The organism is Streptomyces sp. NPDC088246 (assembly GCF_044741025.1).
In the GTDB taxonomy this organism is placed as follows: Bacteria; Actinomycetota; Actinomycetes; order Streptomycetales; family Streptomycetaceae; genus Streptomyces.
Genome location: NZ_JBIURV010000052.1, coordinates 25,898 through 41,479 on the forward strand (window position 1 = coordinate 25,898; position 15,582 = coordinate 41,479).

Sequence of the window (15,582 nt, forward strand, 5' to 3'; positions counted from 1 at the left end):
CGGAGCAGTTTTCTTCGCAGCCGTCTTCTTTGGCGGGGCCGCCTTCCGGGCGGCAGACTTCTTGGCCGTCCGAGGCTTCTCTCCGCGGGCTGGAGCGGCCTTCTTGCGTGCCGCGCCCCCTCTGGGCTGGGCTGGTTGGAGAGAACTGCGGCGCCGCTTCGGCTGCCTCTCTTCCGGCTCTTCCTCTTCCTCGTATTCTTCTTCCGGCTGTTCCTCCTCTTCCTCCTCTTCCTCAGCCTGGCCCTCTTCGTACTCGGCCTCCGGCTCTTCCTCTTCCTCTTCCGGTTCCTCCTCTTCCTCGTACTCCGCGCCTCCCTCTTCCGGCTCGTACGCCTCCTCGTACTCCTCCTCGTCCCCCTCATCCTGCTTCTCGCCGAGCCGTGCCGTGCGGTCGCTGAGGGCGTCGGCCAGCGAACTCATGCCCCGGTCGGCGGCGGCAGCCACTGCCTTACGGCCTGCGTCGAAGACTTCCCCTTTCAGCTGCTCCTGCAGCTCGGCGAACTGGGGAATCTCTCCGAGTCTGCGCATCCCTTCGGCGGCAAGATGTCGGGGTTCGAGGCCGAATCGTCTCCCTGCCAGATACGTCGCTATGGTCAGCGCCAGCCGGCCCTTCTTCGTCCGGCCCAGCACATAGCCGCCCACTACAGCGGCCGCGAGGGCCACCTTGGCTGTGTCATCCATGAGTGCGCCACCTTCGATCGTTCGGTGCGGGGCCGACCTGTGCAGCATGCAGCCGGTCGAGCAGCCCTTCCTCTTCCCGGTTCGAAATCCTCCGTGCTGATATCTCCTCTTCAAACTCCCGGTTTAGTACAGCCAGCTGGGCACTGAGCATTCCTGGGTGGTGCAGGTCGCGCTCGGCAGCGTCGTTGAGCTTCTCTGCCACCCAGATCACTCCGCGGACCGGTGTGTTGGGGAGCGTGAGAAGTCCTGTGATCAGTCCCATGCCAGACTCCGGCGGCCTGCACGTGAGTGCCTGCAGCGGCGACGACGTTGCAACAGGGCAGCGGGCCCGCAAGACGCAGCTCGACGTGTTCGCGGTGCGCGCTTCCGAATTGCTCCGCCGCGCTTCGGAAGTCGTCGTTTTCGCCACGCGGCTGTCGTAGAAGTGTTCCCGTCGCGCGGCCGACGTTCTTCTGCCATGCATCCAAGTCTGATCGGTATCGGGCGCCTCGCACCTTGAGGAGCTGTCGGGCGCACCAGCCGGGGTGGGCGACAGTTTTGGTGATCGATGTTTTGGCGGTGTAGCGGACGACGGTGCACGAGCCCATCCTTTGCATGGCTGCGGGGTCCAGGTGCCGGTCGTATGGTCACGCTGCCAGCCGGGTGCACGAAGGGCTGTTCCACGACTGTGGTCGTGGCGTGTGCGAGTCCACGCCGGGCAAGGGCGAGCCAGACGCTCCGCGTAACTGCGGCGCGCGACGTTGCAGCCAGGAGCACCACTCTCGCCGCCACCTCGCGGTCGAGCGCTCCACCCGCTATCTGATGCTCGTACATCTGCCGTGCGGCCACAGTGTCCTGGCCACCCGTAACGCTCTCGCCGCGACGGTCCAATCCCTTCCGCCGCACCTGTGGCTTTCCCTGACCTGGGACCAGGGCGTGGAGGTGGTGGCCGCCGAACTCAACAGCCGACCACGAAAGACGCTCGGCTGGGAAGCCCCAGCCGAGCGTCTAGCTAAAGCTACTGGACTCAGTCAGCTGACCAGCAGTGATGAGACGACCCCTCGAATCCGCCGGCCACCGGGCATCGGTGGGAAGACGAACTGTTGGGCCTGGTCCTCCCGTCCTGTCGCTCACCCCGTGTCCTGGGGCATTCCTTCGACGACTTCCGCCAGTCGTCGCAGCATGCTGCGGTGCCGAATCTGCGCAAAGGCGTCGAGAACTGTGTTGTGGAGACTCCCTCCCAGTCCGCGCAGCGGATGCTCGTCGAGAATGACCAGGGTCTTGTCGCCCCACGGCCGGATGTCGAAGGCGATCCGTGCCGTACCCAACGGCCCTCCGTGCGCTTCGAGTTCCAGCGCGCGCGGCGCGTCGAGGCGACGGACCGTCGTGCGTCCGTCGAACTCCTTCGGCCCCACACGCACCGTGTATTTGATCGACGATCCGACTTCCGGCCAACGCCCGTCGCCCGGGCCGGAGTCAAAGGTCCCCACCACCCAGTCCGTGTAACGGCTCTCGTCCTCCAGAACTGCCCAGAGTACGGACGGTTCCCGGGCGATGAGCTGATGACGTACAGCCATGTGTGCTCCCATCCGGGACGCTGAATTCCCGACCCTGGTAGCGATCTGCGGGCCGGGCACCAACATCCGCATCGAGCATGCGGCACCCGAGCACACCGAGATCACAGCCGCCGCTGGACATCACATGGCCGCACGGGGAGCCGGAACAAGCAGCCCTACCAGTAATGCCGTCGACCGCCCACCGCGTGCCCGACGGCACCCAGGATCCAAAGAACGATGCCGATCGCGACGAGCACGATACCGATGGTCCACAGGATCGATATGCCGGCCACCAGACCGATGACCAGTAGAATGACGCCGAGGATGATCATGGCGTCCTCCGTTCTCCCAGGTCTTTTCAGTATGCGCCTCACACATACACACGGCGATGCAGACCGCGCGAGGCGGTCGTCCACCAGACCAGGGAAGAGGCCATGCCGCGAGGGCAGGCGCATCCTGCGCTTCCGCCTGGCCGTCATCGCCAGTGCGCTCGGCACCGGAGGCGCCGTGACGCAACTCATCAGCTTCCGACAACCGTCCTGGAAAGCGCGGTTCAAATCTAAGGGGCATGGCCCCGTCTGCACGAGGCTCTATGGCGGCACCTCCCACAACGGGACCCGCTCCAAGACGGTACGGACCGACGTCGGCCCAATGGAGATCACCGCGCCCAGGGACCGTGAAGGCGCGTTCGAGCCGAAGATCGTACGCCAGCGGCAGAAGCCTCTGCCGGAGGGGGGCAAGGTCCGCGGTCACTTCCCCAACGAAGGCCACACTGAAGCGCGTCAACATGGAGATCACGTCCCTGGACTTCACCGGCAAGGGTCAAGCCCGTTGGACCATGTGTTGGAGGACCGCACTGAACGCCTTCGACATCACCTCGACGGCCGTCTCTCAGCAGTCCGCCAGAAACCTCAACAACGTGAGCTGCCCCGGTCGTTTGGCAGACCCGCATAAGGCCTCCTGCTGGTCGGTGGAGATGTCGCAATCCACACCGAACTCAGAAGGCCCTCACCTGTTCAGGATCACCACACCGGCGATATCTGTCACCGATCTTCGTGGACAGATCACCTAGGCGATGCGGCGGGCGCGGTGGCGGACTTCCCGGAGTCGGACCTCCGACGGGAGGCGGTCCAGGCCTGCCGAGTCCCGTGCGTGTGCGAGCGTTTCCCGGCTCAGTTGCTCCAGAGTTCGCGCCGGTTCCGCGTGAGGCTTCAGCAACAGCCGTACTCGTGCGGCCGGAGCAGTACGCCGACCCGTCAGCCGCACATGAGCCTGCGAGATCCCGTCCAGGACCTGCGCCTCTTCCTCGATTGCGTCCTCCAGCGCGCGGCCGTTGAGCCGGGCCGTCGAGTCGTCTTCGCTCTCGATGAGGACCTGGCCCAGCCGGTGTCTGCGCAGTTGCGCCAGAAGCCACCACAGCAGCAGCGCGAGAAGCACGGCGAGCACCGCAATGACGGCCGGCCACCACCAGTCCTCTTCCCGCCACCGGGTGCGTCCCTCGGTGCCCAGCACGACATCGTTCGGACCTCGGAAGGGCCACCAGCCCGGCACGTCGAACCCCCAGTGGCGCTGCAGATCCAGCCCACCCAGCAGCACGCCGCCACCCAGGGCGAACAGTCCAAGGCCGAGTAGCCCCAGCAGCACCCGGTTCACCGCCTTGAGCATGGGACACTTCACCCCTTCTTCGGGCGCCGGACGCGCACGTCCAGCGTGGGCTGCTGGGCGAGCCCCAAGTTCGTTGCGGCTTTGCTCAGCGCGGCGTCCAGATCCGCGTGGACCTCGTTGAGATCGCGGAAATGTGCCTGTGCCCGGGCTTTGACCTTCCGGCGGCCGACATCGACCCGTGCCGATTGCACACCGGACACCCGTACGGCCCGGTCGCGCAGAATCAGGGCGGCTGCGTGGCGGTCGAGCCCGGCGCGGACCTCCCCTGTTCTGGGGATTCCGGCGGGATGGCGCATGGGTAGCAGTCTGCGCAGTCCCGGCGTCACCGCCAGCAGGAAAAGCCACAGGCCAAGGGCCATCGCCACTGCGGCCCCGACGGTCATCCAGATGTCATGCAGTGGTCGTGTGGCCAGTTCCTCGGCGAGACGCCGTCGCCAGCTCATCCCGGGCCGGTCTGCCCGCACCGAGACCACGTCGTACAGGAGCAGCCCAACGGCTGCGACGGACAGCAGCGCCACAACGGCTGCCGGGATCCGCCGTGCGGACCAGAAGCGGCGCGCCGGCCGGCCCGCTCTATGGACCGCTGCCGTCGTGCCCTTGCCCGGGGGATTGCCCCCAGACGTAGTTGCCTGTCCCGTACCGGAGGGAATGTCGTCATCGCCGGTCGGCTGCCGCCAGGTGCTCGCGCTCATCTCACTCTCTCCCGGTCTCCATGCCGCGAGTGCACCGAGTGCAGCCTCTCGACCGACACCGTGAGTTCGGACACGTCCATGACGGCCCATCTCCTGAGTCGCTCGATGACCTCGCGGCGCACCGCAGCGCACTGAGCCCCGATGTCGGACGGATAGCCCAGCTCCACGGCGATGTGCATCCGTACTTCGCCGAGCACGGCCGGACGGCTATTGGCAGGATCGCCGTCCCGTCCTGCGGCGTTCTCGTTCCGCTCCGGTGCCCGCCGCACAGACGCCGTCACGCGTGGTGTCCGGCGGCCGGGCGGTACGTGGCCGGCCGACTCGGTGAACCGGCTCAGCGCCTCGCGGGCCACGTGGGAAGCAATCTTCGCAACGACTCGGTCGGAGACGGTGGTCGCACCCCGCTCCCCGCGAGGAATGCCCGGACGACGATCGACGTCACTGGTCACTGCCCCCAGTCTCCCTAAGTCTGTCGCCGGTCATCGCGCATCCGCTGGTGGTCGTCACGGCGGCGGATGAAGTCACCCGGTTCGAGATCACCTTCCATCAAGCGCCCGGCGACAAGTCCGACGGCGCCCAGTATCAGCACCAGCAGGAAGGCCCAGAAGCCACCGAAGTATCCGGCGAAGCCCAGTGCCATTCCGGCAATCAAGCCGACCACAGCCTTGCTCATCACGCGCTCCTTCGCTCAAGCGGGCTGCTCCCCCTTGGCTACTGAACCCGCTGCCGCTGTTCCTCTTCGTCCTCCTCGTCGGGCAGCTTCACATCGCTGACCGCGATATCGACTTCCACGACTTCCAGGCCCGCCATCCGCTCCACTGCGGAGATCACGTTCTCGCGCACGTCACTGGCCACGTCCGTGATGGAGACGCCGTAGTCGACGACGATCTCCAGATCGATGGCCGCCTGCACCTCTCCCACCTCGACGCTGACCCCGCGCGTGACGGATTTGCCACTGCCGGCGCCGGGCATCCGCTCCCGCACGGATCCCATCGAGCGCGCGAATCCACTGCCCAGGGCATGGACGCCGGGCACATCGCGTGCCGCCATTCCGGCGATCTTCTCTACCACCACGTCGGCAATGGTCGTCCGACCGCGAGAGCCGGGCGCACCGCCGTGCTTTCCGCCGGTGTTCTCAGTCATCGGGCTATTCCTCCCTGAAGGAGATCACCTAGCACTCTTTGATCGGATTATATTCGTTTTAGTGGGTTTTATCAGAAGCGCGAACCGTGAGACGGGGTGGTCCAACGAGTGGTACGAAGTGCCCCTGCCCAGAGCCCTGCGGAGTTGGGGCGCAGTGCGGGAGGGGGAGAACCGCGGCCATGGAAGAGGGTGAGAGGCCGGTGAAAACTGAGGCGTGGATGCACGCAGTACGGCGCCAGCTCGACCTGGGTCGGCTGCTCCCGCTCGGAGGGCCTGACGACGGGACGTGGATCACCGAGCAAGCAGCCGTCCGGGCCCTCGGGCGCACGGCCGCCGAGATTCCTGGCGTTTGGCTGGAGAGCCTGCGCATCGGACCGGCATCGCTCGGGCCCGTGTCCGAGCCGTCCGTCCATCCGCCGGCCAGCGCGCTACCGCCTGGCCCGCTCAGGATCGAGGCCGCATTCACCGCATTTATGGGGCAGCCACTGCCCCGCACCGCGGAGCAGTTGAGGAGCACATTGCTCAACGTGGCCGCTGAACGGCTCGGCCTGGCCACCGTGGCAGTTGACCTGCGCGTCACGGATCTCCATGAGGGCCCGGAGAGAGACGTCAGGCCGCAGACCGCAGAGAACGCCATGGGGTCCTCGCCGGAGGCTGCAGCCGCGCGAAGCTCGCTCCCAACGACCGGAACAGGGCCCATGAGGGGCCCCATCGGGGAGCTGGCCGACGTCGCAGCGGCTGTTCCGGGCGTGTCCCGCCTCACCCCCGTGCTGGGAAGCCACCCGGTCAAAGTGGAGCAACATGACCATCCACCAGGCCAGCACATCGAGGTCCAGCTTGCGGTCGCCGCCGGATACCAACCACTGGAAGTAGCCCGAGCCGTCCGGGCGGCGGTAGCCGACGCAGCCACCAGTGACACCTCGGGCCCGGTAACCGCCGCCGTCCTCATCGCAGAAACCGCGGCCTAACTGTATTGATCACGAGCGTTGTTGACACTGAGGCCAGCCGCGTTTCCTTCCGCCTGGGCCGGCCGGAGCATCCGCTCGAAGGTGCCGTCCTTGGCTCAGCGGTGGAAACGGTGTGCAGTGTGGCCCACGGGCCGTATCGCTGGCACGTCCCCCAGGGCGCCCCGGTCCGGAACTTCCTTGCGACCCCATCGAGCGCGTTGCGGTCGTTCAGTCGCTTCCGGCCCGGCAAGGACCCTGGCAGCAGCGACCGGACAAATCCCCGCTCGGAATCAGACAGTTCACGGCGACGTATCACCCGACCACGGTCCACTATTCGAGATCATTCTTCGTGACGGCAGCATCCGTCGCATGCTCCCTGGGTGGCTCACCACAGGAGGAGGGGGAGGCCCCTGGTTCGGCAGTCCGGATGCCGTTTCCAATCGAGCTCACCGCGTCGAGCCATGGCCAGCACAGGTGGTCGGCTCGCCGGTACCTCTTGGCTTCGAACTCTGCGACCACGGTGGGGTCGCCAGCAAGGACCGCCCCACTGCCGAAGGCATCCGTATCAGCGTCGTCTGCCTGAAGCAGAGACAGCTGTTGGCCTTGGCGCGCAGGGGGTGTGCGTCGTTCTCTTCAAGGGGCAGCTGATCATCGCGGCGCGACATTGCGTTCCTGGCTCGTCGGCTCGCGACGAGTGGGGGAGCAACCCCTTCCCGCGCCGAGGATGAGGGGATGAAGTATTTGTCAGGAACTGCTCGCAGGCTGTTGGGATAGAGGTTTTGCTCAGCGTGGATGGCGCAGGGCTCACTCTTGGCCTCCGTGCGGACGCGGAAGTGCAGCTGGCTTTGTTCGCGAGAACCTCGCGAACAAAGCCATGCAGCCGACGGTACGGCTGGAGGAGACCGGACCAACTGCCCGTGGGCCGGTGCCCAGCCAACCAGGTGCTCGTGTTGTGCTGTGGGGTCTGCCATCTGCAGGGCGCAGGCAGAGAAGGTCAGTTGCTGAACGACTTCCTGACGCAGGTGCTCGGCGTCTTTCGGGTTGGACGGGGTGACGACAACATCCTTCGCAACGTCTTCCTCCACGGTGGCGATGTGGGGGAGGCTGCTTCGCAGCACGCCGGAAGCGTCATATGCCAGCTGGTTACGGGTGGCTTCACCCTCGGCTCCACCCGGGAGGTCATCCAGCTGCGCGGTGGCCTCGTCCCCCGACTTCATCGGGCCCCGCCCGGCGGCGCTTCCGGCCCGGGGCTGTCCGCAAACTTTTGCCGTTCTGGTTTCGGGGGCCTTGCAGGAGTGGAGGGCAGAGCGAGAGAGGAGCGCGGCGCTGTCTTGGTCGGCAGCGGGAGGGGCCGGGCTGTCAGTTCCGCTCGCCGCGTCGGGCGCGGAGGGCGGCCGTGGTTGCTCATCACACAGCGACTGTCTGGGGGGACAAGAACGCGCTGCATCATCTCGGTTGTGAGCTCGTAGTAGGCGAAGCCGCGGGCGGTAACAGGTTCGAGCATCGTTTGCACTCCCCGGCACCCGTGGCGTGCTCGGCGTTCCCTGTACGTCTGGGCCTGCATGTGCCGCCCCGGACAGCTACATCGCCAATACGCGGGGCCCTGATGAGCCAAGTGCCTGATGCATGTCCGGATGGCGCCCTGGCCGGCGGTGCGGGCGCGGGCACTGTGACGGTGACGCGCGGTGGAGCGTGGTCGGGGCCAGTGTGAGGGCAGGAGCCTGCCACCGCCGCGCGGAGCCGACGCCCACCGTCACGAGTAGCCGTATTCCAGGCCGGCCCCAGGAAACCAGGGGCAGCAGTGTGTGCCCTGACGTGGCTGCGCCGGGGAGGTGAGCGCCGGGTCTGTCTTCGCGAGCAAGGCGCAGGTTTTGCGTCCATGGCTGTTGTCTGGGCGTCTGCACCCTCCTTCTGAGGGGCGATGAACCCGAGAAAGAGGAAAGGGACTGTCATGGGACACGGCGGCAATGTGATCACGGAGCTCACGGCCGATCATCGTGAGCTGGAGGCACTGTTCACGCAGATCGAAGCGCAGCCCGTCGACCATCCGCAGCGGCGCGAACTGGCGGACCGGCTGACCGCGGAACTGGTACGGCACTCGGTTGCCGAGGAGTTGCACCTGTATCCGACGGTACGCAATCACGTATCGGACGGTGCGGCACTGGCGGACAAGGAACTCGCCGATCATGCCAAGGTCGAGCAGATGCTCAAGGACCTCGAAGACCTGCACGCCGTTGATCCGCAGTTCAACGACATCGTCGCTAAGCTGAAGTTCGCGGTCGCCTCCCACGTTCGCGAGGAGGAGCACGAACTGTTCCCGAGACTCGCAGCGTCCCTCCCACCCGCGAAGCTGGACGAGCTGGGGCGGCTGGTGCGCCGGGCCAAGGAGATGGCCCCCACCCGCCCCCACCCCTCGCTCCCGAACACCCCGCCCGCCAACAAGCTGCTCGTGCCCGGGGTCGGGCTGGTGGACCGCGTACGCGACCTGCTCAGCGGCCGCACGACCAAAGGCTGAACCCCAGACCGCCAACATGCCTCGCCGACCGTCACACAGCCGGAGGAGTATCGAATGCCGACCCTCGAAAAGATCAGGCCGGTGACCGGCGCGCCCTGCTGGGTGAATCTGATGGCGCAGGATCTGCGCGCAGGCAGCACAGTCCTTCTATACCGATGTCATGGGCTGGAAGTTCCGGGAGAGCATCCTGGGCAGCAACTTTTCGGCGGCTCTTGCCTATGGTGAACCGGTCGCCGGAATCGGATGCTGCTTAGCTGGTGGCCCTCCAGCCGTTTGGACCCCGTACTTCGCCGTCAAGAACGCGGATGAGACGGCGGTCCGGATCGGCGAGCGCGGCCCCACGCTCGCCGTGGGGCCGCTTCCCCTGGGCGAGGGCCGCGTCGGGATCGCTGCCGACCGTGACGGTGCCGTGTTCGGATTCTGGGAAGGCCCGGTCCTGTTCTGGTCCGTGGGGCGGGGCAGTGCTCCAGCCCGGCTGGACCTGCAGACCTGCGACGCGTTCGAGGCGCCATCTTCCACGCGGAGATCTTCGACTGGGCCCAATTGCCCGGCGGTTGCACGGTCGGCTACGCGCAGGACCACGTCCTCATCCAGGCCGCGGGACACACCGTCGCCACCCTGCGCGGCGGAGGTATCGAAACCGACCCGGACCCGAGAATCCGGCCCCCCGGTGGATCGTGGACTTCCGTGTCCAGAGCAGCAAGCAGGCCGCGGCGGCCGCCGTTGCTGCCAGGGGCGAATCCTCACCGGTTCCCTCACTCGCCGATGCCTCATTCGACGCCTTCGTCATCCGCGATTCCGATGGCGCCCTCTTCACCGTGTCCGATACCTGACGACAGCTACCCGCCGCTGGCCGAAGGAAGAGGAAGGGCGCCAAGCGTGCATACCGGACGCCAGCCCCCGTCCCCACCCTTGGACTGGACGGTCGAGCAGGGCATCGGCGAAGGCTGTCGCGCGAGCAGGCAGTGAGCCCGCCCGCCGAGGACAGCGCACTGGCCTGCCGTCTCTGTCGTCCGGATATCCGGATACCGCGCTCGGCCCGCTGTGGTGCGCTGCGTCTCCGTATGCGATCACACCCGCTCCGCATGAGGATCGGTTTACGGGCGGTGGCCCGGTTGCGCCCCGACTCCCTGCGCGGGGGGTGCCCCTATCTCCTTCGTCAAGCGTCGGTGGCCGTGGTCGGCCCCAAAACTGTGTTCCGTGGACCAGTGCACGGGGCCGGGGGTGGTCGGCGGTCGTCGTCTGCGGAGGCGTGCGACGCCAGGAAAACCACTTGATCCGTTGGCTTACGGTTTCCGTATGACAACTACGCTCCGCCTGGAAACGGTTACTGCCGCCAACTTCGATGTCGCGATCGGCCTGAAGGTCCGCCCTGACCAGGAGCACCTGGTGGCGCCGGTGATGAAGTCCCTGGCCGAGGCATACGTATACCCAGGCATAGCTTGGCCCCGCCTCATCTTCGACGGCGAGAGGCCAGTCGGCTTCCTCATGGCCTTTCTCGACATCGACTTCGCGGGCGACGGCAAAGGCGCCGACATCCGCTCGGGACTGTGGAGGCTCAACATCGCGGCCGGCGAACAGGGACGCGGATACGGCCGCTTCGCGGTCGAGTCCGTGGCCGCCGAAATCCGCCGCCGTGGTGGCACCCGACTGACCGCCACCTGGCACCCGGGCGAGGACGGCCCCGAGGGTTTCTACCTGGGGCTGGGGTTCCGGCTGACCGGGGAGATGAGCGGGGATGAGAAGGTTGGGGAGCTGGAGTTGGGCAAGCCCGATCCGCCGAGCGGCGCAGTGCACCTGCCGGGTGTGGACGGTTCTTCCTTGTAGAGGTCGGTTTCCTTACGCCCCAGGTCAGGCGGCTGTTGCGGGTCGTGATTCGTAGAAGGTGCCGTCGCGGAGCATGGCGAACAGCACGTCGACGCGTCGTCGGGCGAGGCAGAGAAGAGCTTGGGTGTGGGTTTTGCCCTGGGTGCGTTTGCGGTCGTAGTAGGTGCGGGAGGCCGGGTCGGCGAGGGAGGCGAACGCGGCGAGGAAGAAGGCGCGTTTGAGCTGCTTGTTTCCGCGCCTTGAGGGTTGTTCGCCGCGGATGGAGGAGCCGGAGATGCGGGAGGCGGGGGCCAGGCCGGCGTAGGCCGCGAGGTGGCCGGAGGTGGCGAAGGTGCTGGCGTCGCCGACGTCGATGAGGATGCGCGTGCCGGTCCTGACGCCTATCCCCGGCATCGACGTCAGGAGCTTCGAAAGAGGGTGGGCCTCCAGAAGGTCGGCGATCTGCCGTTCCAGGGCGGTGCGTTGAGCGAGGTGGGCGCGCAGTTGGGCGGCGAGGCCGGGCACGATGGTGGTGGCCGCGCCGGTGCCCGCGACGACGACGGTCTGCTCGTCGAGGGCGGTGAAGATGTCCTCGATCAGGCGCTCTGCCATTCTCGGTGCCTCGGGCCGGATCAGGGTGATCAGGCGGCGGCGTCCGGCTTTGCGGATCAGGGCCGGGGAGCCGTATCGCTCCAGGATGGTGAGTACGGCCGGGTGCTGGATGTGCGGGCCCAGGACCCGTTCCAGCGAGGGGTGGATCTGGGTGAGCAAGCCGCGCAGCCGGTTGGAAGTGCGGGTGACCTCGCCGGCGAGGTCATCGTCGTATCCGGCGAGCATGTCGAGCTCGGCGATGGTCTCGTCGGTGGCGGCCAGGGCACGCAGGGTGTGGGGCATGGTGCGGGCGGCGTCGGTGATGATGAACGCGTCGCGGGCGTCGGTCTTGGCCTCGCCGGGGTAAAGGTCGGCGATCCGGCGCATGGTCAGCCCGGGCAAGTAGGCAACCAGACAGCCCGCGTCGCGGGCGACGGCCAGCGGCAGGGCGCCGATGTTGGCGGGCTGGTCGACGACCACCAGCACGGTGCCGTACTTCGCGCTCAGCTTGTCGAACAGGGCCCGCAGCTTGGGCTCGCTGTTGGGCAGCCGCTTGTCGAAGACGGTCTTGCCGGCCGGGGTCAGGCCCCGCCCGTGGTGTTCGCCCTTGCCGACATCCAGGCCGAGGAAGACGGCCACCTCACCGATCTCGATCACCAACAGCCTCCGCTGACGCGCTCGTGTCCCCGGCCTCACCTACGGCACCAGATGCCGGCATCCACGTTACGAAGGCCTGCCGTACCCGTCACCGGGTCGGCGGTCGTGCCCCTAATCAGCGGTCTACCGGTGCTTCCGGTGCCCGGTGACACCACGCCCCGGATCATGCGTACGACAGGGGGACACAGTCATGCCGGGCCCGGAGGCCGGGAGCCCCATTTCGGAGCCACGAAAAAGGTAACGGGGGGCACCCTTCCCCGGTGCTCCCGTCCGCTTCCCGACACACATAGGGTCTCGCCGCTCGTGTCCTACGGCGACGCTGTGACCTGTGGCTTCTCGCGGTGTCTCACGCCGTGTCCAGCCGGTCAGTCTCACGATCGTGTCCGAATCCTTAGGGACAGCCGAGAGGGACAAGCAGCTGACCTGCGGAGTCTCACGAGAGGACACCGGCATGGGAGCGGGGGCGGCTACATCGAGGAGTGGAGGGCAGGTGCGGCAGGCAGGAGGAGGCTGACCGTGATCTCCCGCGGTGCGAAAATCGCCATACGGGTACTTCGACCCGATCTGGAGCTGTTGCAGGTGTGCCTGACGAGACCCGCATGGTGGCCTGTGATCCGTTTGCACGCCGACATGGATGAGTCCTCCCGTGAGCCGGTGGCGCGCAGCGGGGACCGGCCTACCGGTCCGCTCAGTGGGTATCTACGGCGAGCGCCGCGTCGATCTCTCGCAGGAAGGGCTCCAGATCGTCTGGGTTTCGCGAGGTGATGAGCGTCCAGCCGTGGGAGTCGTCCTTGATGACCGGCTCGTCGTCCCATTCGCCACCGGCATTGGCGATGTCTGTCCTCAGCGAGCGGTAGGACGTGAGTCTCTTACCTTCGATGACACCCGCTTCGACCAAGGTCCAGGGTCCGTGGCAGATGGCCGCTATGGGGCGACTGGACGATGTGAAGGAGCGGATGATCTCCGTCGCCGATTCCTGCTGGCGCAGCGTATCGGCGTTCAACGTGCCACCTGGCACGAGCAGTAGGTCGTAATCGGCCGGGTGGACGTCGCTCAGAGTGAGTTCGGGTCGGATGGTCTTGCCGGGAGCCCTGTCGCCGACCAGGGTCTGAATATCGTCCGCCGACACGGCAGCGACGTCCACGTCGGCGCCCCAGTCCCGCAGGTGTTCGAGGGGCACCAGAAGTTCGTCCTGCTCGACGCCGTAGTTCGTGACGATTGCCAGGACCCTCCGCATGCTCACGTCGTTGTCGGACATTCCCAGATCCTTTCGGGATGGAACGGTCCGGCGGGAGCGGTGTGCCGTCGCGGATGCCTCGAATCCCTGCGCCCATTGCTGCCCTGCCCGGCCTCCCGGCCCGCGGGGACCGACCGGAAACAGCGTCGGGCCCGAGCTTAACCGCCACAGTGATGATCAAGGGGCTGCGTGGAGACCCGGCATCGAAGACCGCGCCGCGGGGGCCGCACGACAGAGCTGTTGCGGTGATCGCCCTCTACTACCCGGCCGATGGTTCCGCCGCAATGCCGGGAGGCCACCCCCGCCGTGCCAGCATTCGGTACGGGAAGAAGAGAATCCAGCGCGGACTCGTCCGCTCGCCGCTCAGCATCGTACCGGCCGGTACGATCCGGGCTGCCGCGCTGCCGACGTCCCGGAGCGCGCCGCCGCCGTCTCGTAGCGGACCTCCCAGCAGCCGGGCCTGGCGCAGGCCCACTCGAGTACCTCGCCGTAGAAGATTGCATCGGATGTCTTGACCAGCATGCGCGTCCGGCGCGCCAGCGGCGAGCGTACAGCGAGTAGCCGAAGCAGGAAGCCACTGTGCTGTTCCTCAGCACATGGGCTGAGCAGGCAGATGAGGCTGCTGTTCCCGGCGTTCATCCCTGTTCATCCAGGAGAGGCCCCGAGACCCGTCGTCGGTAGGCCGAATTCCGGCGCCCCAAGCCCCGCAGCTGCCGTCCGGACCAGGTCCGAGTGAACCCGACTCCCAGCCGGATGCGGACCTGCCCCCTGTGGCCAGGTCCTGGGTTCCACGAACTGCCCGACCGGCTAGGGCGCCGCTCTGCGGCGACACCTCACCGATTGCGGCCTCAGATTGACTGGCGCAAGGTGGAGACGTCAACCCCCTCACAGTGAAGGACGGAAGTGTCATGGGTAAGGGAAAGGCGAAAGCCAAGCAGGTCAAGGGCAAGCTGAAGGAAACCGCTGGCGGTGCCTTGGGCGACGAGCGTATGCAGGCAGAGGGCCGCGGCGAGCAAATGACGGGAAAGGCCCAGGAGACCGCAGCAAAGGCGGCTGAGCGGCTGAAGAAGTCCGGGCAGTAGGGCCTTGATCGTAGAGGGGGCCGCGAACCCGGTGTTGGCCGCGCCGTCGGCTACTGGGCTGGCTGCGATGTCTTGCCGGACGGCCCGCCGGACCCGGGCCGCCGGTACTTTGGCGGCCGTGCGCTCTGGGTCGGCGGCGGCAGGGCCATGTGCGTTGAGTGCCGACTGTCCGGGATGTGGTGGCCGGGAGGCCGTACGACGTCCGCACCGGAACGCCCACTGGGTGACCGTCCGGGTCCTGATTCGCGCAGCCTTGGTCCGACTTCCTCGACTGCGCCAACGGGATTCGCTCGGTCTGCGTCCAAGCAGTGCTGCAGGACATGCGTGTCCGCCTGTGCCGAGAGATGGACTGCCCTCGGTACAAGAATTGCGCGAACGTGCGGCCCGGTTGACTGCCTGACAAGCCGGCGCATCCCTGTCGCGCGTGAGCCAGATGGAGTGTCTCACCAGGTGTAGACGCACTGGGGCTTTCAGAGGCTGCGGCATCTCCTGGACCGGCGTCCTACGGCACGCTACGAGCGGCCAACCCGACCGCGTCCCGCTTTCCCCATATAAGTCGGCGGTTCAAGTCGGCGTTCGCGCCGTAGCCGGCATCAGCGACCAGTACCGCGGGCCGCAGCCCGACCGCTGCCAGTTCGTCGAGCATCTCCAGCGCGAGCCGCCACTTCGGCCGGTGACGCTCACCGTCGGGGATCCGGCAGTGGGCCCGCCGGTCCGCGGCTTCGGGGCAGTCCCAGCTTTGGGGCAGGAACAGCCGCCACGACAGCGGACACGATGCGGTGTCGGAGGCGGCATGGACACTGACGCCGATCTGGCAGTTGCCGACCTTGCCCAGGGTGCCGGAGTACTGCCTGGCCACCCCGGGCGAGGACACTCCGTCCTTCGGGAAGCCGGTGTCCCCTCTCTGTCAGCCTTGGGTGAGACGTTCCGCTTCGACGGGTTAGCCTGAGAGGGCGCGACAGGAGAACCACCCCCTCATGACCAGCACCAAGCCCGCCGGGTCCGACCCGGCTCCCCGGCCGAAGCGCCGC

Annotated in this window: 17 protein-coding genes and 3 pseudogenes; 8 read left to right on the forward strand and 12 right to left on the reverse strand. The window is 67.1% G+C overall.

Annotated features, from left to right (window positions below; genetic code table 11):
* Positions 1-681: pseudogene (locus tag ACIPEK_RS38730) on the reverse strand (histone protein); the annotation flags it as partial.
* Positions 674-943, reverse strand: a complete 270-nt coding sequence (locus ACIPEK_RS38735; protein WP_402006351.1) for a gas vesicle protein GvpG — start codon at positions 941-943, stop codon at positions 674-676. The gene ACIPEK_RS38735 and the pseudogene ACIPEK_RS38730, both read right to left, overlap by 8 nt.
* On the opposite strand from ACIPEK_RS38735, the gene ACIPEK_RS38740 reads away from it, so the two are divergent.
* Positions 942-1,103, forward strand: a complete 162-nt coding sequence (locus ACIPEK_RS38740) for a hypothetical protein (protein WP_402006354.1) — start codon at positions 942-944, stop codon at positions 1,101-1,103. The genes ACIPEK_RS38735 and ACIPEK_RS38740 overlap by 2 nt on opposite strands.
* 355 nt (positions 1,104-1,458) lie before the next feature.
* Positions 1,459-1,677 (forward strand): annotated as a pseudogene (locus ACIPEK_RS38745) (IS30 family transposase); the annotation flags it as partial.
* Between the two features lie 113 nt (positions 1,678-1,790).
* On the opposite strand, the gene ACIPEK_RS38750 reads toward ACIPEK_RS38745, so the two are convergent.
* Positions 1,791-2,237: an SRPBCC family protein gene (locus ACIPEK_RS38750; protein ID WP_327277475.1), complete on the reverse strand. Its 447-nt coding sequence runs from the start codon at positions 2,235-2,237 to the stop codon at positions 1,791-1,793.
* A 155-nt stretch (positions 2,238-2,392) separates the two neighbouring features.
* The gene (locus ACIPEK_RS38755) at positions 2,393-2,548 is read right to left on the reverse strand and encodes a DUF6131 family protein (protein WP_164495245.1); all 156 of its coding nucleotides are present in this window, start codon (positions 2,546-2,548) and stop codon (positions 2,393-2,395) included.
* Positions 2,549-2,579: 31 nt separating this feature from the next.
* On the opposite strand from ACIPEK_RS38755, the gene ACIPEK_RS38760 reads away from it, so the two are divergent.
* Complete coding sequence (locus ACIPEK_RS38760) at positions 2,580-3,170, forward strand: transposase (protein ID WP_402006393.1); 591 nt, start codon at positions 2,580-2,582, stop codon at positions 3,168-3,170.
* 114 nt (positions 3,171-3,284) lie between these two features.
* Here ACIPEK_RS38760 and amaP read toward each other — a convergent pair whose 3' ends face one another.
* Genes amaP through ACIPEK_RS38785 form a run of 5 tightly spaced genes read right to left on the reverse strand, consistent with a single transcriptional unit; the run spans position 3,285 to position 5,716 of the window.
* The gene (gene amaP, locus ACIPEK_RS38765) at positions 3,285-3,881 is read right to left on the reverse strand and encodes an alkaline shock response membrane anchor protein AmaP (RefSeq protein ID WP_402006357.1); all 597 of its coding nucleotides are present in this window, start codon (positions 3,879-3,881) and stop codon (positions 3,285-3,287) included.
* A gap of 8 nt (positions 3,882-3,889) precedes the next feature.
* Entirely contained in the window at positions 3,890-4,573 is a 684-nt protein-coding gene (locus tag ACIPEK_RS38770) for a DUF6286 domain-containing protein (protein ID WP_402006360.1), read from the reverse strand.
* Complete coding sequence (locus ACIPEK_RS38775) at positions 4,570-5,022, reverse strand: Asp23/Gls24 family envelope stress response protein (protein ID WP_402006363.1); 453 nt, start codon at positions 5,020-5,022, stop codon at positions 4,570-4,572. Before ACIPEK_RS38775 ends, ACIPEK_RS38770 begins: the two co-directional genes overlap by 4 nt.
* A 14-nt stretch (positions 5,023-5,036) precedes the next feature.
* Entirely contained in the window at positions 5,037-5,246 is a 210-nt protein-coding gene (locus tag ACIPEK_RS38780; protein WP_402006366.1) for a hypothetical protein, read from the reverse strand.
* Between the two features lie 38 nt (positions 5,247-5,284).
* Positions 5,285-5,716, reverse strand: a complete 432-nt coding sequence (locus ACIPEK_RS38785) for an Asp23/Gls24 family envelope stress response protein (protein ID WP_402006369.1) — start codon at positions 5,714-5,716, stop codon at positions 5,285-5,287.
* 698 nt (positions 5,717-6,414) lie between these two features.
* Here ACIPEK_RS38785 and ACIPEK_RS38790 point away from each other — a divergent pair.
* From ACIPEK_RS38790 to ACIPEK_RS38805, 4 genes are all read left to right on the forward strand, one after another.
* Positions 6,415-6,684 carry a hypothetical protein gene (locus tag ACIPEK_RS38790; RefSeq protein WP_402006372.1) on the forward strand — a complete coding sequence of 90 codons (270 nt, stop codon included), beginning with the start codon at positions 6,415-6,417 and terminating at the stop codon, positions 6,682-6,684.
* Positions 6,685-8,614: 1,930 nt separating this feature from the next.
* Positions 8,615-9,178, forward strand: coding sequence for a hemerythrin domain-containing protein (locus ACIPEK_RS38795; RefSeq protein ID WP_402006375.1), 564 nt, complete (start codon positions 8,615-8,617; stop codon positions 9,176-9,178).
* Positions 9,179-9,855: 677 nt separating this feature from the next.
* Positions 9,856-10,011 (forward strand): hypothetical protein, encoded by a 156-nt coding sequence (locus ACIPEK_RS38800; RefSeq protein ID WP_402006377.1) that lies wholly within the window; start codon positions 9,856-9,858, stop codon positions 10,009-10,011.
* 466 nt (positions 10,012-10,477) lie between these two features.
* A complete protein-coding gene (locus tag ACIPEK_RS38805) occupies positions 10,478-11,005 on the forward strand; it encodes a GNAT family N-acetyltransferase (RefSeq protein ID WP_402006380.1) in 528 nt (175 codons plus the stop codon).
* Between the two features lie 24 nt (positions 11,006-11,029).
* On the opposite strand, the gene ACIPEK_RS38810 is transcribed toward ACIPEK_RS38805, so the two are convergent.
* Both ACIPEK_RS38810 and ACIPEK_RS38815 read right to left on the reverse strand, forming a co-directional pair.
* The gene (locus ACIPEK_RS38810) at positions 11,030-12,232 is read right to left on the reverse strand and encodes an IS110 family transposase (RefSeq protein WP_402006383.1); all 1,203 of its coding nucleotides are present in this window, start codon (positions 12,230-12,232) and stop codon (positions 11,030-11,032) included.
* 688 nt (positions 12,233-12,920) lie between these two features.
* The gene (locus ACIPEK_RS38815) at positions 12,921-13,490 is read right to left on the reverse strand and encodes a type 1 glutamine amidotransferase domain-containing protein (protein ID WP_402006385.1); all 570 of its coding nucleotides are present in this window, start codon (positions 13,488-13,490) and stop codon (positions 12,921-12,923) included.
* Between the two features lie 887 nt (positions 13,491-14,377).
* Here ACIPEK_RS38815 and ACIPEK_RS38820 point away from each other — a divergent pair.
* Complete coding sequence (locus ACIPEK_RS38820) at positions 14,378-14,551, forward strand: CsbD family protein (RefSeq protein ID WP_114243069.1); 174 nt, start codon at positions 14,378-14,380, stop codon at positions 14,549-14,551.
* A gap of 568 nt (positions 14,552-15,119) precedes the next feature.
* Here the strand turns inward: ACIPEK_RS38820 and ACIPEK_RS38825 are convergent.
* Positions 15,120-15,449 (reverse strand): annotated as a pseudogene (locus ACIPEK_RS38825) (transposase); the annotation flags it as partial.
* Between the last annotated feature and the right edge of the window lie 133 nt (positions 15,450-15,582).